Here is a 23,207-nt window from a genome sequence, read left to right on the forward strand (position 1 = left end):
TAGTGAAGTTAAGACCTCACATTGATACTGTTAAAACAACCCAAAAGCTTCAACAAGAGACACAACCATTTAACGAGCGGGATACAAATTAATACACATTAGCAAATAGTATCAAAAGGTAACTATCACAAAACTATATATTACAAGCGCTTATATTAAAACAACCGTTTTACAACTAAACAGCCCAAAGCGTTACAACTAGTAACCATTGAAAATATAAGGTTACTTTTCATTAACACTCAATAACATGGTAAATTTTGTGCACTTTTTAACAGCGAAACAAAAAAAATCTCGACCAATTGGCCGAGATTTTTAACATTTAACCTTAACTTACAAGGTAAATTTTGTGATTTAGAACTTCACGCTAGCACGAACGAAGAAGTAACGACCTAATACATCATAAGTGTACGGATCGGTATTTGAATCGTTGTTACCTGTGTAGTATGGAGGCTCTTCATCTAATACGTTATTCACACCACCTGACAATCTAACAGTTTCGTTAATATCGTAAGATGCAGAAATGTCGTGATAAACGATTGAGTCAACTGAAGGCGCGTAACAGTCACTTGGATCATCTTTACAAGCGAATGAATCCATTCCGTCGATGTAACGAGCTTCATATGTAGCAGACCAATCGTCACCTGATGCAGTTAAGTTAAAGTTAGTTTTTAACTCAGCGTATGCACCTACACCACCTGTGATGTAGCCAGTGTAATCAACTGCATTACCGTCTTGGTCAAATTCTTCATAAGTATCTAGAATAGAAGTATCAAGACCCGCTTTCCAATCTAAACCTAAACCTTCGAAGGTATAAGCTACATTAATGTCGAAACCAGAAGTGTTTGTTTCACCAATGTTTTGTAAACCATTATCAAATGCGATACGACCAGTGTTATCAATAGAGATATTAGCTGATTGACAAAGTGCTGTACCTTCATTGATCTTGTTGCCATTTGCATCTAAACACTGATTAGCAACATAGTTAGAATCAACAGAAGTAATAGTATTTGTAATTGCAATATCGTAGTAATCAACAGTTAAAGATAACCCTTCAACAAAGCTTGGAGAGTAAACTAAACCAAGAGTTGTAATATCAGCTTCTTCAGGAGTAAGGTTAGGGTTACCGCCTACAGTTACTTCTGCTTGAGTTTGATCTGTTGCAGGGTGAACAATTTGGTCGAATGATGGAGACTTACCACCGTATAACTCATCAACAGTTGGAGCACGGAAAGCGGTAGATTGAACACCACGAACCATTAAGTCATCAAATAAACGCCAAGTTAAACCCAATTTCCAAGTGCTATCATCACCGAATGTGCTGTAATCGAAGTAACGAATTGCAGCGCTCATATCAACTTGTTGAGCTAGTGGTAAGTCACTTAATAAAGGAATAGCTAATTCAGCATAGAATTCGCTAACATCAAATGAACCAGATGTTGCTTCTACACGTGGGTCATTTGCAAGACCTTGTGCAGTTAATGAATCTGGAGTGAAGTAAGCAGATTCTTTACGGTATTCCGCACCAGCAGCAAAAGCTAAGGTACCAGCAGGTAAGTCAACGATGTCGCCAGAAAGCGTCGCTGCAGCAATATCTAATTCACTACCGCCAGCGTTAACTTCTGTGTATACGAATGGAGCAATGCTGTCGCCCATCCAAGAAGACTGTAGGAATGGGTCAAACTCACCTTCTTGAACAGCATCATTAATCGAACCGATGTTGTGTAAGTTAGCTAAAGTATCAACTGAATCATTCTTACCTTTGTTGTAAGAAGCATCCCAAGTCCAACCGTTATCGAACTCGCCTTCAAGACCAACAACTAAACGGATAGTATCAACTACCTGACCAAAGTCACGGGTACCAGATTCAACCATACGACGACCGTAGCTAACTTCTTCACCTGGTTGTACCCAAGGAAGTAAATCATCAGTCATGAAACCACCGTCTGACATAGGCTTGTATTCCCATGCAGCAGCGTTCCAGATTGGTTGTGGTGCCATTTGTTGGTCAGACCAACGCTTAGAGTACATTGCTTCAGAGAAGAAAATAATTGTATCTGAAAGCTCATATGTACCAGCCATACTTAAGTTCAAACGCTCCATTGGCGTTGAAAGGTAGCTATCAGCAGAGTAATTGTATCTGTCTTCATTACTAAATTCATGATATTCACCACCACGACCACTTAAGTCAGCAGCAGATTTACCATCGAAGTACTGGAATTTTGGTTTGCCTTCACCGTCGTCTACATATTCACCGTAGAAACCAGAATCACCGATAGCATAAGCGCCGTCTTCACCTGTACCAGTGATACCAAAATTGTTATCACCCCATACATGACCGCCTTCTGAGTAAGAAGAACCAGCACAGTATAGGCCATCAGCACCTTCTGCTATTGGACAATCAGAGAAATCACGGTCTGCTTGGCTTGCATCGCCACGCTTAGTGTACTGAGCGTTAATAACAACATTACCTTTATCGAATGTGTTACCTAATGTGAAGTCGATGCTCGTTTCATCAGCGTCACCTTGACCAGACATACCTGTTTGAACGTTCATCTCAAAACCGTCAAAATCACGCTTTAAGATTACGTTTACAACACCAGCGATAGCGTCAGTACCGTAAACAGCTGATGCGCCATCTTTAAGTACTTCAACACGTTGGATCATTGAAACTGGGATAGTGTTTAAATCAACTGAAGATGCTGCACCTGTACCTGATGCAATCATACGACGACCGTTAACAAGAACTAGTGTACGGTTTGAACCTAGACCACGTAAGTTAACACGTGCGTTACCGCCAGAACCGTTGTTCACAGCTGCGTTAGTCATAGCACCACCAGAAGAAGTCATCTTCTGTAGTACGTCATCAATAGAAGTTGCGCCAGATGCGATAATAGATGAAGCATCAATAACACTTACTGGGCTAGCAGTTTCCATATCGGTACGTTTAATACGTGAACCGGTTACTGCAATTCTTTCTACTTTTTCTGCTTGTGCTTCTTCAGCCATTACACTAGCTGAAAAAACAGAACCTGTTGCTACAGTCGTTGCTGCAATTGTCAATAAGCCACGGCGAATAGCCTTAGCTGTTAAAGATACTGAACTCATTATAATACTCCCTTCGCTATGTCATATATAAAGTCATAACGTTATATTTTTTATTTTTAGGTTAAACATTTAATTAACCGAGAGCATTATTGTTAAATAAAATCACATTAGTCAACATCTATTACAAATTAATAACGTTTGAAATTAGAATGGTTACACTAAAAACTTAACATCTGTTATAAATATGTTAAATCGTTATTTATCAGCAGCTTAAACAAAATAGAACACAATATGTAACACCTACATGATATGTTTGTTAAGTAAAAGTAATAACAAACATTAATTATGAGTGTTATTTGATCAAAAAGGTTAAATCCAATTTAAAATATAGAAAATAAATAAACATTAATGAGACAATATTTAACAAACAATTAACCTAAGTAACAAATTAAATTTTAAAAATATTTATTTATTCGTACACAATTTGACGAGTAAATTATAAAAATGTGCATTTTTAGGCATATTAAAAGCAAAGAATATGAAAAATCAGTGTGTGTTTGATTCACAGCCAAAGAATAGCTGCATATAAAGTGAATTAAACAAGAATAACTATGCAAAAAGTAACAAGGTTGTGATGAAAAGAGGAATTAAAGCTGCCAGATAAGATAATGCAGCAATGGGATTGCTTACTTCCTCTTAAACTGACATTGGATACCATTTAATTTAAGTAAAATAAGTCTTCGTCAACATTGCACAACAAAAAAGGAGCCATAAGGCTCCTTTTAGCGTCATTCAATTAAGAATTAACGAGTGCGTGCACATAACTCTTCAGCACTGAAGAAGTAAGCAACTTCACGCTCAGCAGATGCTACAGAATCAGAACCGTGAGCAGCGTTCTCATCGATGCTTTCAGCGAAATCAGCACGGATAGTTCCTTCAGCAGCTTCAGCTGGGTTAGTTGCACCTAAAATTTCACGGTGAGCTAGAACAGCATTTTCGCCTTCAAGCGTTTGAACCATGATTGGGCCAGAAGTCATGAATGCAACTAAAGCACCAAAGAAAGGACGTTCGCTGTGCTCAGCGTAGAAGCCTTCAGCTTGCTCTTTGCTTAAGTGAACCATTTTAGCAGCAATGATTTTCAGGCCAGCAGTTTCAAAACGGTTGTAGATAGCGCCAATGTGGTTTTTTGCAACAGCATCAGGCTTAATGATAGAAAAAGTACGTTCGATAGCCATGAAAAGCTTCCTTCTTAAATATACGGGTTTTAAATTCGCGCGGATTATACGAAATTTACGCCAACATGCATAGGGTTAATAGCGTCACATAATCAAAATGTAACCTTGTGACCTAGGTAATACAGAAATTGTGATAAGCCTCAAGCCAATTTAGCCATAAACAAAGCTAATTAAAGCCACGACTATAACTCAAAGCTTGCAGTGAGTAGCTAGGCTCACAACTTTGTTCAACTACAGTGTAATTGAGACTGTAAATAGCTCCCCAGCATGACCCCAAGAGCTTTAACAAATTCATCTTTGGGCATTGAACAAGCAATCGCAGGAGTAAGAGAAGGATATAATATTTTATCAAGCAGACTGTTTATCAGCATAAAAATGACCATATCAGCGGCTTTTTGTTGCACTTTGGTCGCCTTGCCATCCGACGCCATAAAATTAAGTAGCAATTGTGATAGGCGCTGGTAAGCCTCATTTCTATCTAATGAAGGGTTAGTGAAAATGGTATCAGGGTGAAGCCTAGCGTTAAGGTGTATCGTTCTAAAAACGCTTTTTCTTTCATCTAAAAAGTGGAATGTTGCCTGACAAAGATGTGTTACTTGTTGTTCTAACCCATCACAGTCGTGGCATTCGAGCTCTGTGATAAAGTTGCCAAGCTCCTGGCCAAAATCATCATATAACAATGGCAATAGCGCCTCTTTATTTTCAAAGCGACGATAAAACGTTCCAACCGAAACCCCTGCCCCTTCAGCCAGTTCCTTTATGCTGATGTGCTCAAAGTACTTGACCTTCAATGCCCGTTGCAAAGACTGTAAAAACTTGTCATGCGTGACTTGGCTACGTTTTTGTTTAGGGCGTAAATCTGGTGCTGACATTCATATTTCCATTGAAAAAAAACAGAGGTTGATAGACTATTTTTCATCATACAATTTATGATGCAAAAACTCTAACATATAAGATTTAGCACCAACGATAATCTTGATGCCCTGATCGCCAAGCGAATCTAAAAAAGCAACCCATAAGCATTAGTCACAAAAAAAAGCAACGACACATGTCATTGCTTTATGGTTTTAACAGGAAGCATTATGACTTCCTTGGTTGATTCATTATTAACTATAATGAATCACTGTAGCCGACTGAGGATTACCCTTCACTTACCATATTAATGGTGTACTTAGGGATATCAATCACCATATCACAGTCAACAACTTTAGCCTGGCAAGATAAACGGCTTTCTGGCTCTAACCCCCATGCTTTATCAAGCATATCGTCTTCTAGCTCATCACTTTCTTCAAGCTCATCAAAGCCTTCACGAACAATACAGTGACATGTAGTACATGCACATGACTTTTCGCAAGCATGTTCAATATGGATACCGTTTTTAAGTGCAACATCTAAAATAGTTTCACCTACTTCAGCTTCTAACACAGCACCGTCTGGGCACAGCTCTTCATGGGGTAAAAAAACTAACTGCGGCATTTTATCACCTATATATTATCGACAGACTGACCTTTCAGTGCTGCTCGAATAGAATTATCCATACGACGTGAAGCAAACTCTTGGGTTTGTTCATCTAGTGCTTCAATCGCTTTTTCAATAGCATCGGTATCATCACCTTGAGCGGTTATTTGTAACTGTTCAATGGCAGCATGAATTTGTGCTTGTTCTTCGGTATTAAGTAAATCTGCGTCTTTTGCTAATGCAGCAGATAACGTTTCAACCACTCTTGAAGCTTCAACTTGTTGTTCTGCCAGCATTCTGCGCGTGATGTCATCTTTAGCATGCTTCATTGAATCTTTCAGCATAGTCGCGATTTCAGTATCAGATAAACCAAATGAAGGTTTTACTTGAATCGTTGACTTAACTTCCGTCGACTTTTCCATCGCTGTGACACTCAGTAAACCATCAGCATCGACTTGGAATGTGACACGAATGTGCGCAGCACCTGCCGCTAGTGCAGGAATACCATTTAAAGTGAAACGTGCTAATGAACGACAGTCATCCACTAACTCACGTTCACCTTGGACCACATGGAAAGCCATGGCGGTTTGGCCATCTTTAAATGTGGTAAACTCTTGAGCTCGTGCAACAGGGATAGTGGTATTACGGGTCACGACTTTCTCAATCAGTCCCCCCATAGTCTCAATGCCTAACGACAGTGGAATAACATCAAGCAATAATAAATCTGATTCAGGTTTATTGCCCACTAAAATGTCAGCTTGAATCGCAGCACCAATAGCCACAACACGATCGGGATCAATTGATGTTAATGGCGTTTTACCAAAGAAACGTTCGACTTGCTCACGTACTAAAGGTACACGAGTAGAGCCACCAACCATAACCGTTTCAATGATTTCATCAGTGGTGACTTCAGCGTCACGTAATGTTCTACGGCAACTGGCAATCGTTTTCTTAACAAGTGAACCGATAAGCCCTTCAAATTCAGCTTTAGAAACGTCAGCAGTTAATACGTCACCGTTTTCTAACGTAATACTCGCCGTGCTGGTTTCATCATTAGTTAGCTGCTCTTTGACTCGTCTAGATTCAATCAATAACTGTCTATTTAATGAAGCAGTTAATTCAGTCAACCCCATTGCGTTTTGCAAGTGATTACGCAACAGATGATCAAAGTCATCACCGCCAAGCGCTGAGTCGCCGCCAGTAGCTAATACTTCAAATACACCTCTATTCAAACGAAGAATAGAAATATCGAAGGTTCCCCCACCTAAATCATAGATGGCAATAACGCCTTCTTGTTTAGTGTCTAAACCGTAAGCAATAGCAGCAGCCGTGGGTTCATTTAATAAACGTAAAACTTTAACTCCCAGAAGCTCTGCTGCATCTTTAGTGCCTTGACGCTGCGCGTCATCGAAATAAGCAGGTACTGTAATGACAACACCTTCTAAGTCACCGCCAAGCGTTTTTTCGGCTCTTGAGATTAACGGCTTTAAAATTTCAGCTGAAACTTGGACTGGATTCACTGCGCCTTGCGCCGTGTTAAATACAGGTAGCCCGTTTTCACTTGCGGTAAAATCATATGGCAAGTTTTGCTCTGCAGACTGAATGTCTTTTAAGCTGCGCCCCATAAAACGTTTGACTGAGACAATGGTATTTTTAGGATCTTGTGCAGACTTAACTTGTGCCGCGTAACCCGTTTCGACACTATCAGAGCCGTAATGAACCACAGAAGGAAGTGAGTGTTGATTGTCATTATCTGGCAAGGTTGACGCTTCACCACTTCTAACAGCTGCAACCAAAGAGTTAGTTGTACCTAAATCGATGCCAACTGCAAGTCTGTGCTGGTGAGGTGCGGCGCTTTGGCCGGGCTCTGCAATTTGAAAAAGGGCCATATTAATCCAGTTATTTTGAGGGAAAAAGAACCATTAATTGTAGATAGCAAAAAGCTCTGTAATTGACAGAGCTCAGCGTTAATCTAGCAATGAATCTTCAACTCTTGCTAATTCATCCTGCAATTTTGCCATAAATTTCAGCTTTCTGATCTGATCAGCTGCAGATAAATCATCATTTTCTGCATTAGTGGCTAATAATTGGGCAAGGGATTGCGATAGGGTTTTCTCGTAGTCAGCAAATGATTGATATAAATCTTCGATTAAGTCATCAGCTTGCTGGCTATCTTTAATATCTTCTAACGCTTCACGCCATTCCATTTGCTGCATTAAGAAAGCAGTATCTTTCACTGTTGTAGTTTCATGGCTAATATCAACACCACGAATGCTTAACATGTGTTCAGCGCGTTTTAATGGGTTTTTAAGCGTTTGGTATCCGTCGTTAACTTGCGCAGTGCGTTGCACTGATAACAGTTTTTGTTGTTCAGACTCGCTGGCAAATTTATCAGGATGAACCGCCCTTTGCAGCTCGCGATAGCGCTCTGCAAGGTTGGCGGTGTCGATATCAAAGGAAGGTGTTATTTGAAATAATTCAAAGTAATTCATTGGCAGATATCATGCTCTTTTTGGGTAAATGAGAGTAAAGCTTTATGTGTATTAGATTACACAGTAAAGCTTTCACCACAACCACATTCACCTTTGGCATTAGGGTTGTTAAATTGGAAACCTTCGTTCAGGCCTTCTTTAACAAAGTCTAATTCAATGCCTTGTAAATAAATAAAACTCTTGGCATCGATGATGATATTAACGCCTTCTATTTCGTAAATCTCATCATCGTCGTTTGCTTCATCAACAAACTCAAGCACATAAGCCATACCAGAACAGCCAGATGTTCTTAACCCTAGGCGTAAACCCAAGCCTTTTCCTCGATTAACTAGGAAAGATTTCACTCGTTCAGCCGCAGCTGGGGTCATTGTAATTGCCATCTTAACTCCGGTATTACTTGTCTTGCTTTGATTTGTACTCATCTAATGCTGCTTTAATAGCGTCTTCCGCTAAAATAGAGCAATGGATTTTAACAGGAGGTAAAGCAAGCTCTTCTGCGATATCAGCATTCTTAATTGTTGCTGCTTCATCAACACTTTTGCCTTTAACCCACTCAGTTACGAGCGAACTTGACGCGATTGCACTACCACAACCATAAGTTTTGAATTTAGCGTCTTCAATGATGCCGTTTTCGCCAATTTTAAGTTGAAGCTTCATCACGTCACCACATGCTGGTGCACCAACCATACCTGTTACCACTGAAGGGTCATTTTTATCAAATGAACCAACGTTACGTGGATTTTCATAATGTTCGATTACTTTTTCGCTGTAAGCCATAACAATTCTGCTCCGTTTATCGCTATCGATAATAATGTATTAGTGATGTGCCCACTGAACTTGGTCCAGATCGATACCATCTTTAAACATCTCCCAAAGTGGAGACATTTCACGTAACTTACCGATAGAATCATCAATTACTTTAATTGCATGCTCGATTTCTTCATCAGTCGTAAAGCGACCAATTGAGAAACGAATTGAGCTGTGCGCCATTTCATCATTTAAGCCTAATGCACGTAGTACATAGCTAGGCTCCAAACTTGCAGAAGTACAAGCTGAACCAGACGATACGGCTAAATCTTTAAGGGCCATCATTAATGATTCACCTTCAACAAAGTTGAAGCTCACATTAAAGATGCCGCTGTAGCGCTGTTCCATATCGCCATTAATATAAGTTTCTTCGATATGTTTAATGCCATTCCATAACTTGTCACGTAGACGCAGAATGCGCGCATTATCTTCAATCATATCTTGCTTAGCGATAGCAGCGGCTTCACCTAAACCAACAATTTGGTGAGTTGCTAATGTACCACTTCGCATACCACGTTCATGACCACCGCCATGCATTTGAGACTCTAAACGAATACGTGGTTTACGGCGTACGTAAAGTGCACCGATACCTTTAGGTCCATACATTTTATGGCCAGAAATAGAAATCAGATCAACTTTAACTGTTTTAACATCAATCGGTAATTTACCTGCACTTTGCGCAGCATCCATATGGAAGAAAATACCTTTAGAGCGACATAGTTCACCAATCGCATTGATGTCTTGAATGACACCAATTTCGTTGTTCACGTGCATGATGCTCACTAAAATAGTGTCGTCACGCATTGCACCTTCAAGCACAGACATTGGGATAATTCCATTGTCACTTGGCTCTAAATACGTAACTTCAAAACCTTCACGCTCAAGTTGACGACAAGCATCTAGTGTTGCTTTATGCTCTGTCTTACTGGTGATGATGTGCTTGCCTTTCTTATTATAGAAATGTGCAATACCTTTGATTGCTAGGTTGCTTGATTCAGTCGCACCAGAAGTGAAAACGATTTCACGGTGATCAGCATTGATTAAATCAGCTACTTGGTTACGAGCAATATCAACTGCTTCTTCGGCTTGCCAACCATAACGGTGAGAACGAGATGCTGGGTTACCAAACACACCGTCCATTGTCATAAATTGAACCATTTTGTCGGCAACACGTTTGTCGACAGGGGTTGTTGCGGCATAATCTAAATAGATAGGAAGCTTCATCATACACTCCGTACTGAGCAGTCATCTGTGCGACCACTTACAACGTACATATAATTGTTATCGATACATCAACACAAAATTACAAAGTAACTCTATGCTCATTCTGCATTTCGTCTTGCTTTAATGAGATAAATTGCACATCGCGTTTATCCATTAATCCAGCAAGGGTAATGCCATCTAAAAATTCTGAAATCTGTTTACTTAAATCTCCCCACAAAGAGTGAGTGAGACAGCGGGAGCCACTTTGGCAATTCCCTTTTCCCTGACAACGAGTTGCATCAACTGACTCGTCTACAGCATGCACGACCATGCCAACAGAGATATCATTCGCTTCTTGCCCTAGGCGATAACCGCCACCTGGACCACGAACACTAGATACGAGACCATGTTTACGAAGTTTAGCGAAGAGTTGCTCAAGGTAGGAAAGCGATATTCCCTGCCTTTCAGAAATATCCGCTAAGGGAACTGGCCCGGTGGCTGAGTGAATAGCAACGTCCAGCATAGCTGTCACTGCGTAGCGACCTTTTGATGTCAGTTTCATAACGTATTTTGCTCCCATAAACTATAGGGCAATTTCATCATACCTGAGTATTTTAGTCAAGTATTTAACCCACTAAATTACTCAAGTATTTCCTCTCGTTCGCGTCTAACAATTTTAGGTCTAAAAATTTGCACGGCTATTTAACCTTTTTATAGTGCAAGATTCAATGCCAGTTACTCATTTATTAGGCGATAATGTGATAAAACGGCGCTGTGTCATAAAAATTTACATTGATCTTATTTATCTGCTCAAATAATAAAGCCGATACCCAAAATATGGGGATCGGCTTTATCGTTTTCAAGCTTCAAAATGAATAAACAAACAAAAATAAATTGCAGATAATTCAAAAAATGACCTAGATAATTGGGTCAAATTTGTCTATCTCTTGTTTACGTTTTTCAGCCGCTTCTTGTTCTGCTTCTGTAAAGTCATCAACATTCAACTCCGGCAATTTTTCAGTGCAAACTTCACCGCCCATGGTTTGCACTGCTTGACAGATTTCTTGCACTTTTGAGTCCATCAAATGCATATGATCAAGCATTTGGCCAATTGCACTCGCAACAGGATCTGGGTTATCTGGTGATACCGCATAGGCATCAAACCCATACTTCTTCGCCATCGCACTGCGACGCTCTGTTTGCTCTTTTGACTGTGCCGACGGCGACGCAACAACCCGACCAGGGATCCCCACCACGGTGGTATCTTTGGCCACGTCTTTAACAACAACTGAGTTTGAACCAACCCTTGCGCCGTCGTGCATAGTAATTGGACCCAGTATTTGTGCCCCTGCACCAATAACCACATTGTTCTCTAATGTTGGGTGACGTTTACCTGCTTGCCAAGTTGTCCCACCTAAGGTGACACCATGATATAAAGTGCAATCATCGCCAATTTCTGCCGTTTCTCCAATCACAACACCCATGCCATGATCGATAAAAAAGCGTCTTCCTATGGTTGCACCAGGATGTATTTCAACGCCAGTTAACCAACGCGAAAAGGTCGATAAACATCGTGCCAATAAATGCCACTTTGCATTCCATAGCTTATTACTAATGCGATGGATCCATATCGCATGCATGCCAGGATAGTTTACTAAAATTTCAAAACTACTGTTCGCCGCAGGATCGCGGTGATAAATAGATTCGATATCTTCCTTTAATCGCGCTATCACGCCCATGTTACAGTCCTTCTTTTACCACTCAGTTGTACGTCAAATTTAAGTTAACAATGGCTTATGAAGCTTTATCGTCTTTGCTGTTTTCTTGTGGCATTTTTTTATCAATAGAAGTCAAAATGCCACGTAAAATATTCATCTCAGCGGTTTCAATTCGAGCACGACTGAATAAACGCTTTAATTTAGTCATGATTTGGCCTGGATGATTTTTGATAATAAAATTTGTTTTCGTCAGGGTAGACTCTAAATGAACATAAAAGCGCTGTAGATCCTCAGAAAGTGGATATTCTTCTTCAATCGTTTCTTGCTCATCTAATACTAAATGCGCCATACGGGTTTCGTAACAAATAATTTGTACGGCTTGAGCCAAGTTTAATGAACTGTACTCAGGATTAGCAGGAATAGACACATGATAAGTACACTCTTGCAGTTCTTCATTGCTCAGACCATGGTTCTCACGACCAAATACGATGGCTACCGGCCCTTTAGCGCTTTCCAATGCTAATTTTTCACCAGCTTCTTTTGGAACAAGCATTGGCCAATCAAGGGTGCGACTACGTGCACTGGTCGCAATAACCAAGCTACAGTCTTTAATCGCCTCAGTTAACGAGTCAACAATGGTGATATCTTTTATCAAGTCAGCTGCACCTGCAGCAAGTGCAATTGACTGACCATCAGGTTGAACTCGTGGCTCGGCTAAATATAAGTTAGATAAGCCCATGGTTTTCATAGCTCTTGCGGTAGAGCCGATATTTCCGGGATGAGAGGTCCCAACTAAAACAACGCGAATATTACTTAACATCAAACTACTTTTTCATTCAAAAAAACACTTTGCGGATAGTAACACAAGCTGCAAATAATTCCTTATATGAAAATCTGCATTTGATAAACCTGCTAAAATGCGTATAATTGCGCGGCTGATTTATTCGTTCTTTAACATCCAGGGGATTGCTATGCATCCGATGCTGACTATTGCCACGCGCGCTGCACGCGCTGCGGGCCAAACTATTATGCGCGCCTATACTGAACTCGACAAAGTTGAAGTTGATTCAAAAGGTCTAAATGACTTTGTAACAAGTGTAGACAAGGAAGCAGAAGCTACCATTACATACCAGATTCGTAAATCTTACCCAGATCATACGATTGTTGGTGAAGAGGCCGGTGAAAATCGCGGCACTAATAAAGATTATGTATGGATAGTCGATCCTTTGGATGGTACCAACAACTTCGTTCGTGGTATCCCACATTTCGCAGTATCTATCGCAGTTCAATATAAAGGTAAAATTGAAGTTGCCGTTATTTATGATCCTGTTCGTGAAGAATTATTCACTGCAGTTCGTGGCCAAGGCGCTAAATTAAACGAATTCCGTTTACGCGTAACTGGCGTTAATGAACTAACTAATACCGTTATTGGTACAGGTTTCCCGTTCAAGTCTCGTCAACACACCGAAACTTACATGAACATCCTAGGTGAAGTATTCCCTGTATGTGCGGATATCCGCCGTGCGGGTTCTGCAGCACTAGACCTTGCGTATGTTGCTGCTGGTCGTTTAGATGGCTTCTTTGAAATTGGTCTAAAGCCATGGGACATCGCAGCTGGTGACTTAATTTGTCGTGAGTCAGGCGGTACTGTTACTGACTTTACCGGTAACCATAATTACTTAGCTTCAGGCAACGTTGTTGCAGGTTCACCAAAAGTGACTTCTGAACTGGTTAAAATTATGCGTCCTTTATTAAATGAAGGTCTAAAACGCTAGTCGTTATCCCTTTTTTAAAAACCGCCTTACATCCGTAATTGGCGGTTTTTTTATGCCTGTAATTTGCCTCAATTGTATCGACAACTTCAGATAAATTTACCTTTTATGATCTGGATCACTGAGCAAAGTCTCGCCTAGCAGAATATACTGAATTATCAATTAGATTCTAATAAGAGATATCCATTATTATGCCGCTCCCTATCCTTCGCCAAATCGGCATCAAAAGTTTGAAAAGTGTCGAACATGTCGTTTTGTTCATTATTTCTGTCGCCACGGTATTTGCTATCGGCGAAGAAATCATGCACATGTTCGAGATAAGAACTGTAGAACTAGCTGACTTACTGCTGTTATTTATCTATCTTGAAGTATTAGCCATGGTCGTTAACTACCTCGAGTCAGGTAAGTTACCTATTCGAATGCCAATTTATATTGCGATTGTTGCTCTAGCTCGTTACTTGATTCTTGATATGAAAGGCATGGATGACTGGCGAATATTGGCAATCTCAGTATCAACCATTGTTCTTGCTTGTACCGTTATTGTCATACGTTGGGGACAGTTGAAGTTACCTTACCCCAAAAATAAAGATTTAGATCATTAGAATGACACGAGATAAAGCGTAACCTTAAAAGCGATAAGTGACTAACTTATCGCTTTTTTTGTCGATGTTGATTAGTATGAATTAGCTACAAACTGAATAACACAGAGCAAACATAAAACGGAGTTGCAATCTCATGTCTAACGAACACACTGGATTTGAAGAAAAACGTCAATCTTTACGCGTCGACATGGAAGCAGAGCGTATTTTACTGCATTGGATTGATGCAAATGGTCAGTCACATGAAGACTTTGGTGTATGTATCGATTTAGCCCGAAAAGGCATTCTCATCGACTATAAAACTTCATTTTCATTAGGCGATTTAATCGCAATTACCTTCAACCATCAAACTGACAAGCAAAACACCATTAAGGGGCAAGTTTGTCGATGCACTCAAGCGTCTGAACATAGTTCTCATATTGCGATGCAATTGCTTTAAATTGATGTTGATTAAAATTGCGCAATAAATATAAAACTGATGATTTAAAAAGTAATTATTGAACTATCCTTAGATAAAGAAGACGTTAACCATCATCTTAATAAAGGCAAGGTTATGATAATACTCGTTGGTGGAGAAAAAGGCGGTAGTGGAAAAAGTTGTTTAGCACAAAACCTAGCCGTCTATGTAACAGAGACATTTAACGCTAACGTGTTAATGGTGGATTGTGACCCTCAACGCACCACATCAGATTGGATACAAGCCCGTAATACCAAAGCCGAACTGAAACCCATTAATTGCATTCAGCTTTACGGTAAAATCCGCAATGATTTACTTAGTCTCGGCGAGCGCTTTGATTATGTCATTGTCGATTGTGGCGGCCAAGATAACCTAGCGATGCGAGCAGCAATGTCTGTTGCAACCTATGTTGTCATCCCATTAAGACCTAAACGCCGCGATTTAAAAACCTTACCGCATATGGAAGATATGCTAAGCACCTGTAAAATGGTCAACCCGAAAATGGTCGCCACTATTGTTATCAGTCAATGCCCTTCTTTACCCTCACAATTTAAGCGTATTTTAGAAGCTAAAGACGTGGTTAAATCATTTGGTTTAACAGCCCTTGATGCCATTACCTTTAACCGTAATATCTATGATGACAGCGAAGAAAGTGGTGCCTCAGTGCTTGAAGTTGACCCTGAAGGAAAAGCGGCTCAAGAAATTCGTGCAATCGCGAAAGAGTTATTTGCTATTCCACCTGATAATAATTTTGAGTTTTAAGCGGTTAATCTCATTGTGTTATGCATTTAATATTATTTATTTTATGCCTTAACGATAAGTGCAACAAAAGACAACCTAAATGAAATCAATGAAAACCTCCCTTTCGACTCTCATATACCTCACTTGTGCCTAAGTAAAGTTATCGAGTTAATGGTATCATTAGGCTAATTTTAAGATTTTAATCTGAGTGAACTCTGAGTCATGACACAAGCTAACAATCCACTTCATGGTATGAAACTTGAAACTATCGTCACTGAGCTTGTCGATAAGTATGGGTGGGAAGAACTAGGCAGCCGTATCAATATCCGCTGCTTTAACGATAACCCGAGTATCAAGTCTAGCCTAAAGTTTTTACGTAAAACGCAATGGGCTCGCGATAAAGTTGAATACCTGTGGCTTAAAACGAATAAGTTGCCTTTACCCGCACCTAAACCTTATGTCGAAAAAAGTGACAATAAACCCGCAACAAACGCGACACACACTAATAAGAGCACTGCTGGCGTGAATGCAGACATCTGGGGAAAGTAACAGCGAGCCTAACACGTACCGCACTGTTTTCAATATTTGGCGCTAAATTTACTTGGAGCGGCTATAAGGTACAAAGTGATTATAAGGTACGAAGTGATGTTCGTTGAAAGTGATTAATGCTATCGCATTCAGATAAGCCCGGTACGGTTCACGATGACTCATTTGCATTACATTCACAGCGGATACGCTGTGAATATCGCCACCAATAAAAGCGTAACCCAGAAAGCACCACAGCACTCACTATTACATCGGAAATTCGAATATTAAACGCCAGACTTGTAGCTCGCCATCCGTTTGGTAACTTACCCCAAATCTATCTGTACTAAACCATCCCCAACCTAGCGGCTTAGACAGAGCCAATGTCGCACCGATTTCGTAAGTGCTTGATGTTTGTAAATCATCATCTAATGGCGTTATAAATTTTAGCTTATTGAAGTACCAGCGGCCCGCAACAAATAACCGTGGTTCAACGGTATACTCGCCCCAATCCCAATGTTGCCCTACACCAAAATCTAGACCAGTTTGAAGCACTGAATAACTTTCTGAGCTATCGTTGATACTGCTTTTATAGCCGGCGTAGTAAACACGATTTACCCAAATAGGCGTGTACTTGGGTTCGGCGACTTCATATAAAGCCGATATACCTGTTGAGAATATGCCAACATTACTGGAATTAGAAAAATTGTGACCATAGCCTAAATCAAGGTATGACTCTAAGGTTAGTTGCTCATCATAAAACCATTTATACTCAATACCTGGCGTAATGGTCATGGTACCAACATTGTCAGGTAATTCACCCTCAGGAAGATCGCTGAAAGAATAATCAAAAAAGCCTAACGAAATAGGTAACCTTAACGTTAAAACATGGTCTTCTGATTCTTCAATATCAAATGCAAAGGGAATATTGACTACTGCAGCATTTTGCCCAGAGGCTCGGTAAATACCGCTACCTATGTAGTTAGCAAACGCATAATGATTCACATCTGGGTTATTCGTGTCAGCGGCATAACACGTTACACAAACCGACAAACCAATAAAAAGCGCTGCAAATGCTTTTGCAACGCTTCTTGATGTGTCTGAACAGGTAAATTTCAATTTTGTAACAACCATGGGTTAACGATGATGTCCAGAATGATTATCTACTCTCATTTCTCATCATCGATAAAATGGTGCTCAGTCATCATATGACCCAGCTCAGTAGATTTTGTTTTCAAGTAATCTTCATTGTAGCGGTTTTTACCCACTTGCAAAGGCACTCTTTCAACAACTTCGATGCCAACGGCTTGCATCGCTTTCACTTTGCGAGGGTTGTTAGTCATCAACTTAACCTTACTGACCCCAATTTGTTTCAGCATTGGCTCGATCATGTCGTATTTACGCATATCAGCTTCAAAACCTAAACGTTCATTAGCTTCGACGGTATTCGCGCCTTGATCTTGTAATTCATAGGCGCGAATTTTATTCAGCAAGCCTATACCACGCCCTTCTTGACGCAAATATAAAATAAAGCCTTGGCCTTTTTCAGCAATATTTTGCATTGCTGTTTGTAACTGGAACCCGCAATCACAACGTAAACTAAATAGCGCATCACCCGTCAGGCATTCAGAATGAATGCGGCCTAACATGGCTTCAGTTGAGGTAAGTTCGCCATAAGTTAACGCCACATGTTCTTTACCAGTTTCTGTATCTTCAAAACCATGCATAGCAAATACGCCCCAAGGCGTAGGTAACTTAGAAGTGGCGATATATTTAATCGACATGGATAAACCTTTAAGACAACGCTCAATCCTTGAGACTGATCATCCTTGAACTGACGTTATGTCATGAAAACTTCGAATACTGGATTAGAATTTTGCAGGAGCAAAACCAGTAACAACTTTGATATTCATTTCACGGCCTACAGCCGTCATAGGATGAACAACCACTAGACCTTTTACCGATTTTTTTAATTTACCCATGTCAGCTTGTTCAGCTTTGGTGAGCTCACGGCTAAATTTCAAACCTTTGATATCTTGGCCTTGCTTGTTCAATAAACGAGACTGCTGATTTTTCAAACTGGCAATACGTTTAGTCACTGTCGCAATTTCTTTCTTAAACTGCATGATAACGGCTTTGTCTTCACGAGCTTCAGCGGCAGCAAGCTTACGACGAAACTTCTCTGCTTTATCATTTAGTGTTTGCAGTTCTTGTTTTAAATTCATTTCTTTACCTTAAATTCTTTCATGCTATCGATAGCAAAAAGTTGTTTTGTTATCGAACAACACTTTTTCGAACGCAAATTATATACCTAAAGCGGCTGAATAAGCTAACTTCAAAACTTGTTACAGTGCATAATTTTGTGCATTACTGCAGCTAAATTGACCTTTAAGTTCAATAAGGTGTTAAATGCACTATCATTAATTGAGCCTGATGGATCTGTGGCCAAGTGATTAACGGACTCAATTTTCCTTTAGGGATATTCTTTAATATGCATAACAATAATAATTTACATCAAAATCTATCTAATCAAACCCAGCATCAAGCAGGTTTTACTTTAATAGAATTAGTTGTGGTCATCATTATATTGGGGATCATTGCTGTTATTGCTGCACCGAGGTTTTTATCCGTTGCTGATGAAGCTCACGCATCAGGAATACAAGGTGTATCTGGCGCTTTTGAAGGCTTTGATGAATTAGTTTTTGCCAAGTCTGCCATATTAGGAATCGAGAAAAATGATCGAAATAGTAATTCAAGCTCTACTGACAGCCAAGGTGGATTTTATTTAGAAACAGGTGAATTTGTCCAAACCATATTTGGCCACCCTTGGTTATATAATCAAGATGCATTGACGTATTTACTTGATGCGAGCTTACAAGATGAAGGCCAGAATCAACCTGATAAAGAATGTGTTACCAATAGTGATTTTTGCTTCATGCTATTTGAAGGCTCCAGTGGCCCCACTAGCATTGGAGTTGCCTATATCCCCGGTAACTCTGTCGCAGTTTATTACCCTTCTTACAGCGTAAGTGACCAATGCTTTGCTTACTATGTATTTGACAGAACAGACAATAATGTCATTATCGGTGAAACGATTACCGGTTGTTAAATATGCCGACTAACTTAGCACAATCAACTGACTCAAATCGTGAACCACTTGATTAGCGCTACCTTTCCATTTAAGGCTTGGGTCGGCAAGATCTTGCTCAAATTTGCCATCAATTAACACATCGACGTAAGCTAATACTTGTTGCTGCTTTAAAGACATTTCCGCTAATTGGTAGCCACTCCACAACCAGATATCTTTATCTGGGCACTCACGCTTCACTCTTTTTACTAGCGCTAACATGGCAGGCAAATTATCCGCAAATAAAGGATCACCACCAGATAAAGACAAACCACGACGTTTAATCCGTGTATCTTGTAAATCTGCAATCACTTGATCTTCCATCGCGTGAGTAAATTCATTACCTGAGCGTGGATCCCAAGTTGATTGGTTATAACAGCCACGACATTGGTGCTCACATCCAGCTACGAATAAGGTACAACGTGTACCAGGTCCATTTACCACATCGACTGGGTAATACTGATGAAAATTCATAACTTTAACCCTTTAAAAAGCTAATGCACTGTAGTCAACTGTCTTAAAATATGCTGTTTAATACCATATCTAGCACTTAGTGACTTATTCCTAGCCGTCCTATTTCAACTCGCCTTATTTGATCTCGCCCTTTTAAGACTTTAGCCACTCAAAAGATAAGGCGCTATTCAGCGCCTTATTGTTTTTGATATGACATAGAACGAGTACTAGATATGTTTAACGCGGCGTTTTACTTCTTCTTGCTTACCATGGTTAAACGGTCTGGCATCTGGGCTACCTAAGTAACCACATACTCGACGAGTTACTGACACTCTACTTGGCTCATGGTTGCCACATTTAGGACAGACAAAGCCTTTACTTGTACAGTTAAACTCACCAACAAAGCCGCAATCATAACATTCATCAATAGGTGTATTGGTACCGTAGTATGGCACTCGGCTATAGCTGTAATCCCAAACGTTTTCTAATGCTTCAACGTTATGTTGCATATTAGGGAACTCGCCATAACAAATAAATCCACCGTTTGTTAGCTCAGGATATGGCAATTCAAAGTCAATTTTATCGTATGGGTTTACTTTCTTTTCCACATCTAAATGGAAACTATTGGTGTAGTAGCCTTTATCAGTCACACCTTCAACCACACCAAACTGTTTAGCATCCAACTGGCAAAAACGGCTGCATAGGTTTTCGCTTGGCGTGCTATATAAACTAAAGCCATAACCTGTTTCAGCCTTCCACGACTCCGTGGCACGCTTCATGACATTAATAATTTCAACGGCTTTAGTACGTAGTAGCTCACTATCAAATACATGCTCTTCTGTGCCGTAAAGAGCATTAATTGTCTCATGAAGTCCGATATAACCTAATGAAATAGACGCACGACCATTTTTGAAGATTTCCGAAATATCATCATCAGCTTTTAAACGAACACCACATGCGCCTTCCATATATAAGATTGGCGCTACGCGGGCTTTAACACCGACAAGACGAGCAATACGAGTATCTAACGCTTTACGCGCTAAAGTCATTCTCTCATCAAGTAATGCAAAGAAGGCTTTTTCATCGCCTTTAGCTTCGATTGCGATTCTAGGTAAGTTAAGGCTAACCACACCTAAATTATTACGGCCTTCATGAATTAACTCGCCATTCTCTTCATATGTACCTAAGAAAGAGCGACAGCCCATTGGCGTTTTAAACGAACCAGTAACACGTTCAACTTGCTCGTAATTTAAAATATCAGGGTACATGCGCATCGTGGCACATTCTAAAGCCAACTTTTTAATATCGTAATTACTGTCAGCCGCTTTATGGTTAACGCCATCACGAATAGCAAATACAAGTTTTGGGAACACCGCGGTTTTACGGTTTTTACCAAGGCCTGCCATACGTACTGTTAGTATCGACTTTTGAATTAAGCGTGACTCCCAGCTGGTACCTAGACCAAAACCAAACGTCACAAACGGAGTCTGACCATTAGCAGTGTGCAGAGTGTTCACTTCATATTCTAAAGACTGGAATGCGTCATGACATTCTTTTTCAGTTTGCGCCATAGCAAATGCTTCCACATCGCTCACGCCCCACTCTTTACCAATCACCAGTTGTTTCTGGTAACTCTTTTGCACAAATTCCGCTAACACTTCATCGATACGGTTAATCGTTGTGCCGCCATAAATATGGCTAGCAACTTGGGCAATAATCTGCGCAGTGACCGCTGTGGCAGTTGAAATTGATTTTGGTGTATCAATTTCGGCATTACCCATTTTAAAGCCATGGGTCATCATGCCTGCTAAATCAATTAACATGCAGTTAAACATCGGGAAGAAAGGCGCATAATCTAAATCATGATAATGCAGTTGACCCGATTCATGAGCAGCTACAATGTCTTTTGGTAACAAGTGTGATTTAGCATAATGCTTGGCTACAATACCCGCGAGTAAGTCGCGTTGTGTAGGAATAACTTTAGCGTCTTTATTGGCATTTTCGTTCAAAATTGAGCTATCACTTTGCTCAACTAACCCACGAATTTCACAGTTAAGTTTACTTTTTGCTTCACGGCAAATATCACGATCGTGACGGTATTCAATATAATGACGTGCAACCTCTTTATGAGGCCCTTCCATTAATAGATTTTCCACTAAATCTTGTAAATGGTGAATTTGTACTTCTTCTTCATTCGCGACTTGATTTCGGATTACACCCGCAATGGTAGCAGCGTAATCAACATCAGCATGACCTGTAGCCGTCGCCATAGCAGCAACGATGGCATCCCTAATTCTAGACTCATCAAATACAGTCCGACAACCGTCCCTTTTAATTACTACAGGCATTACTTTTACTCCATTTATGCACAGGATATAAACACTATATATCCACAACAAAAAACCAATAAACACTAGATATGGTGTATTAAGCTATAACGAAGACTAGAAATCTATGATCTGGATCATAGTTTGATGAGGAGAAGTGAAATGAAAAATATTACTGCCAAGCTCTGCACTATTTGGCAAAACAGAGCTTGACCGAGTAATTGAAAAACGTTATCGCCCTAAAGCAGAGTTGATTAAATGAGCAGTTTGACGCACAGACTGCCTGCCAGCTTCAATGGCTTCTGCCGCACGATGAAACTCCATGGTGCCTATATCAGCAAGCTGAGGAACTAAGCAAACATCAGGTGGATCGCCCATCAGTCTGGCACGTTTATGGCGCTGCTCTAGAATATCCATTGACTGAGACATCACTGCAATCATGCCTGGATGGGATTTAGTCGACATCGAAAACTTCTCTGAAAAGCTAGCAATGTACTCTTTACCTTTACCCAGAATATCCATAAAAGCAGAGTCTGGCTCTTTGGCTTCTTGTTGTTGTTTTTCTAACGCTGTAGGAGCACGGCTTTTCATCTGTTGTGGCAACATATGCATACTGTTACGGCGATGGCCGTTTAAATCAACAGCAATGACCACATCAACTCCCATCGCACGACACATTGATACTGGAACAGGATTCACCACAGCGCCGTCGACTAGCCATCTGTCTTCTAGTTGAACAGGTGGTAAAAACCCTGGCATTGAACATGATGCTCTAACAGCGTGTCGTAAATCCCCTTCTTTAAACCAAATTTCTTGTCCGGAGTATAAATCAGTTGCCACCGCTGAGAATGGTTTTTTCAGTTGTTCAATTTTTAGCTCACCAATTCGGCCAGCCAGCACATCAAAAACTTTTTCACCGCTTATCAGCCCGCCTTTACGCCAGCTTAAATCCATCAGACCTAAAACATCCCAACTGGAAAAACCACGCACCCACGCTTCTAGCTCATCAAGATGATCATTGGCATACGCTGCACCTACCAATGCACCAACTGAACATCCTGCAATTTTATCTGGATGTATTCCCATTTCAGCCAGTTCTTTCAACACACCGATATGGGCCCAACCTTTAGCTGCGCCACTACCCAGTGCCACACCGACTCTTAATGGTTTATTCACCGCAGGCTCATTTTCATGCTCCGACATCTTTTACATCCCTTGTCGCTTAATTTGACTCAATTAATCTTATAA

The 23,207-nt window shown here is 40.3% G+C and carries 24 protein-coding genes; 6 read left to right on the forward strand and 18 right to left on the reverse strand.

Annotation, left to right across the window (positions count from 1 at the left end; all coding sequences use genetic code 11):
* Positions 1-351: 351 nt before the first annotated feature.
* The 12 genes from A9267_RS20550 to trmJ form a co-directional block, all read right to left on the reverse strand.
* Positions 352-3,105, reverse strand: a complete 2,754-nt coding sequence (locus A9267_RS20550) for a TonB-dependent receptor (RefSeq protein WP_065110578.1) — start codon at positions 3,103-3,105, stop codon at positions 352-354.
* Positions 3,106-3,848: 743 nt separating this feature from the next.
* Positions 3,849-4,280, reverse strand: a complete 432-nt coding sequence (ndk, locus tag A9267_RS20555; protein WP_055024661.1) for a nucleoside-diphosphate kinase — start codon at positions 4,278-4,280, stop codon at positions 3,849-3,851.
* Positions 4,281-4,507: 227 nt separating this feature from the next.
* The gene (locus A9267_RS20560; RefSeq protein ID WP_065110579.1) at positions 4,508-5,152 is read right to left on the reverse strand and encodes a TetR/AcrR family transcriptional regulator; all 645 of its coding nucleotides are present in this window, start codon (positions 5,150-5,152) and stop codon (positions 4,508-4,510) included.
* Positions 5,153-5,420: 268 nt separating this feature from the next.
* Positions 5,421-5,756 carry an ISC system 2Fe-2S type ferredoxin gene (gene fdx / locus A9267_RS20565; RefSeq protein WP_055024663.1) on the reverse strand — a complete coding sequence of 112 codons (336 nt, stop codon included), beginning with the start codon at positions 5,754-5,756 and terminating at the stop codon, positions 5,421-5,423.
* Between the two features lie 8 nt (positions 5,757-5,764).
* On the reverse strand, positions 5,765-7,627 hold the full coding sequence (gene hscA, locus A9267_RS20570) for a Fe-S protein assembly chaperone HscA (RefSeq protein WP_065110580.1): 1,863 nt from the start codon (positions 7,625-7,627) through the stop codon (positions 5,765-5,767).
* 78 nt (positions 7,628-7,705) lie between these two features.
* Positions 7,706-8,230: a co-chaperone HscB gene (gene hscB, locus A9267_RS20575; RefSeq protein ID WP_065110581.1), complete on the reverse strand. Its 525-nt coding sequence runs from the start codon at positions 8,228-8,230 to the stop codon at positions 7,706-7,708.
* 56 nt (positions 8,231-8,286) lie between these two features.
* Positions 8,287-8,610, reverse strand: a complete 324-nt coding sequence (gene iscA, locus A9267_RS20580) for an iron-sulfur cluster assembly protein IscA (protein WP_055024666.1) — start codon at positions 8,608-8,610, stop codon at positions 8,287-8,289.
* A 13-nt stretch (positions 8,611-8,623) separates the two neighbouring features.
* On the reverse strand, positions 8,624-9,007 hold the full coding sequence (iscU, locus tag A9267_RS20585; RefSeq protein ID WP_055024667.1) for a Fe-S cluster assembly scaffold IscU: 384 nt from the start codon (positions 9,005-9,007) through the stop codon (positions 8,624-8,626).
* 39 nt (positions 9,008-9,046) lie between these two features.
* Complete coding sequence (locus tag A9267_RS20590) at positions 9,047-10,261, reverse strand: IscS subfamily cysteine desulfurase (protein ID WP_055024668.1); 1,215 nt, start codon at positions 10,259-10,261, stop codon at positions 9,047-9,049.
* A 79-nt stretch (positions 10,262-10,340) separates the two neighbouring features.
* Positions 10,341-10,802, reverse strand: coding sequence for a Fe-S cluster assembly transcriptional regulator IscR (iscR, locus tag A9267_RS20595; RefSeq protein WP_055024669.1), 462 nt, complete (start codon positions 10,800-10,802; stop codon positions 10,341-10,343).
* A gap of 355 nt (positions 10,803-11,157) precedes the next feature.
* Positions 11,158-11,979: a serine O-acetyltransferase gene (cysE, locus tag A9267_RS20600; protein ID WP_055024670.1), complete on the reverse strand. Its 822-nt coding sequence runs from the start codon at positions 11,977-11,979 to the stop codon at positions 11,158-11,160.
* 55 nt (positions 11,980-12,034) lie between these two features.
* Complete coding sequence (gene trmJ / locus A9267_RS20605; protein WP_065110582.1) at positions 12,035-12,778, reverse strand: tRNA (cytosine(32)/uridine(32)-2'-O)-methyltransferase TrmJ; 744 nt, start codon at positions 12,776-12,778, stop codon at positions 12,035-12,037.
* Between the two features lie 151 nt (positions 12,779-12,929).
* On the opposite strand from trmJ, the gene suhB reads away from it, so the two are divergent.
* The 5 genes from suhB (at position 12,930) to A9267_RS20630 (ending at position 16,076) form a co-directional block, all read left to right on the forward strand.
* Positions 12,930-13,733 carry an inositol-1-monophosphatase gene (gene suhB / locus A9267_RS20610; RefSeq protein ID WP_065110583.1) on the forward strand — a complete coding sequence of 268 codons (804 nt, stop codon included), beginning with the start codon at positions 12,930-12,932 and terminating at the stop codon, positions 13,731-13,733.
* A gap of 188 nt (positions 13,734-13,921) precedes the next feature.
* Positions 13,922-14,332: a phosphate-starvation-inducible protein PsiE gene (locus tag A9267_RS20615; RefSeq protein ID WP_055024673.1), complete on the forward strand. Its 411-nt coding sequence runs from the start codon at positions 13,922-13,924 to the stop codon at positions 14,330-14,332.
* A 133-nt stretch (positions 14,333-14,465) separates the two neighbouring features.
* On the forward strand, positions 14,466-14,768 hold the full coding sequence (locus A9267_RS20620; RefSeq protein ID WP_065110584.1) for a PilZ domain-containing protein: 303 nt from the start codon (positions 14,466-14,468) through the stop codon (positions 14,766-14,768).
* Positions 14,769-14,882: 114 nt separating this feature from the next.
* Positions 14,883-15,548 carry an AAA family ATPase gene (locus A9267_RS20625; RefSeq protein WP_055024675.1) on the forward strand — a complete coding sequence of 222 codons (666 nt, stop codon included), beginning with the start codon at positions 14,883-14,885 and terminating at the stop codon, positions 15,546-15,548.
* 201 nt (positions 15,549-15,749) lie between these two features.
* Positions 15,750-16,076: a VF530 family DNA-binding protein gene (locus A9267_RS20630; protein WP_065110585.1), complete on the forward strand. Its 327-nt coding sequence runs from the start codon at positions 15,750-15,752 to the stop codon at positions 16,074-16,076.
* A 243-nt stretch (positions 16,077-16,319) separates the two neighbouring features.
* On the opposite strand, the gene A9267_RS20635 is transcribed toward A9267_RS20630, so the two are convergent.
* From A9267_RS20635 to A9267_RS20645, 3 genes are all read right to left on the reverse strand, one after another.
* Positions 16,320-17,171, reverse strand: a complete 852-nt coding sequence (locus tag A9267_RS20635; RefSeq protein ID WP_082972492.1) for a hypothetical protein — start codon at positions 17,169-17,171, stop codon at positions 16,320-16,322.
* A 50-nt stretch (positions 17,172-17,221) separates the two neighbouring features.
* Complete coding sequence (gene ribA / locus A9267_RS20640; protein ID WP_055024678.1) at positions 17,222-17,836, reverse strand: GTP cyclohydrolase II; 615 nt, start codon at positions 17,834-17,836, stop codon at positions 17,222-17,224.
* An 84-nt stretch (positions 17,837-17,920) separates the two neighbouring features.
* Entirely contained in the window at positions 17,921-18,277 is a 357-nt protein-coding gene (locus tag A9267_RS20645) for a YibL family ribosome-associated protein (RefSeq protein WP_055024679.1), read from the reverse strand.
* Positions 18,278-18,543: 266 nt separating this feature from the next.
* On the opposite strand from A9267_RS20645, the gene A9267_RS22215 reads away from it, so the two are divergent.
* A complete protein-coding gene (locus A9267_RS22215; protein ID WP_065110586.1) occupies positions 18,544-19,161 on the forward strand; it encodes a prepilin-type N-terminal cleavage/methylation domain-containing protein in 618 nt (205 codons plus the stop codon).
* Between the two features lie 9 nt (positions 19,162-19,170).
* Here A9267_RS22215 and nrdG read toward each other — a convergent pair whose 3' ends face one another.
* The 3 genes from nrdG to rssA all read right to left on the reverse strand — a co-directional run bounded on the left by nrdG (position 19,171) and on the right by rssA (position 23,162).
* A complete protein-coding gene (gene nrdG / locus A9267_RS20655; protein WP_065110587.1) occupies positions 19,171-19,653 on the reverse strand; it encodes an anaerobic ribonucleoside-triphosphate reductase-activating protein in 483 nt (160 codons plus the stop codon).
* 206 nt (positions 19,654-19,859) lie between these two features.
* Complete coding sequence (gene nrdD / locus A9267_RS20660; protein WP_055024682.1) at positions 19,860-21,980, reverse strand: anaerobic ribonucleoside-triphosphate reductase; 2,121 nt, start codon at positions 21,978-21,980, stop codon at positions 19,860-19,862.
* A gap of 210 nt (positions 21,981-22,190) precedes the next feature.
* The gene (rssA, locus tag A9267_RS20665; protein WP_065110588.1) at positions 22,191-23,162 is read right to left on the reverse strand and encodes a patatin-like phospholipase RssA; all 972 of its coding nucleotides are present in this window, start codon (positions 23,160-23,162) and stop codon (positions 22,191-22,193) included.
* Between the last annotated feature and the right edge of the window lie 45 nt (positions 23,163-23,207).

The sequence above is a fragment of the Shewanella sp. UCD-FRSSP16_17 genome, assembly GCF_001675935.1.
Taxonomy (GTDB): domain Bacteria; phylum Pseudomonadota; class Gammaproteobacteria; order Enterobacterales; family Shewanellaceae; genus Shewanella; species Shewanella japonica.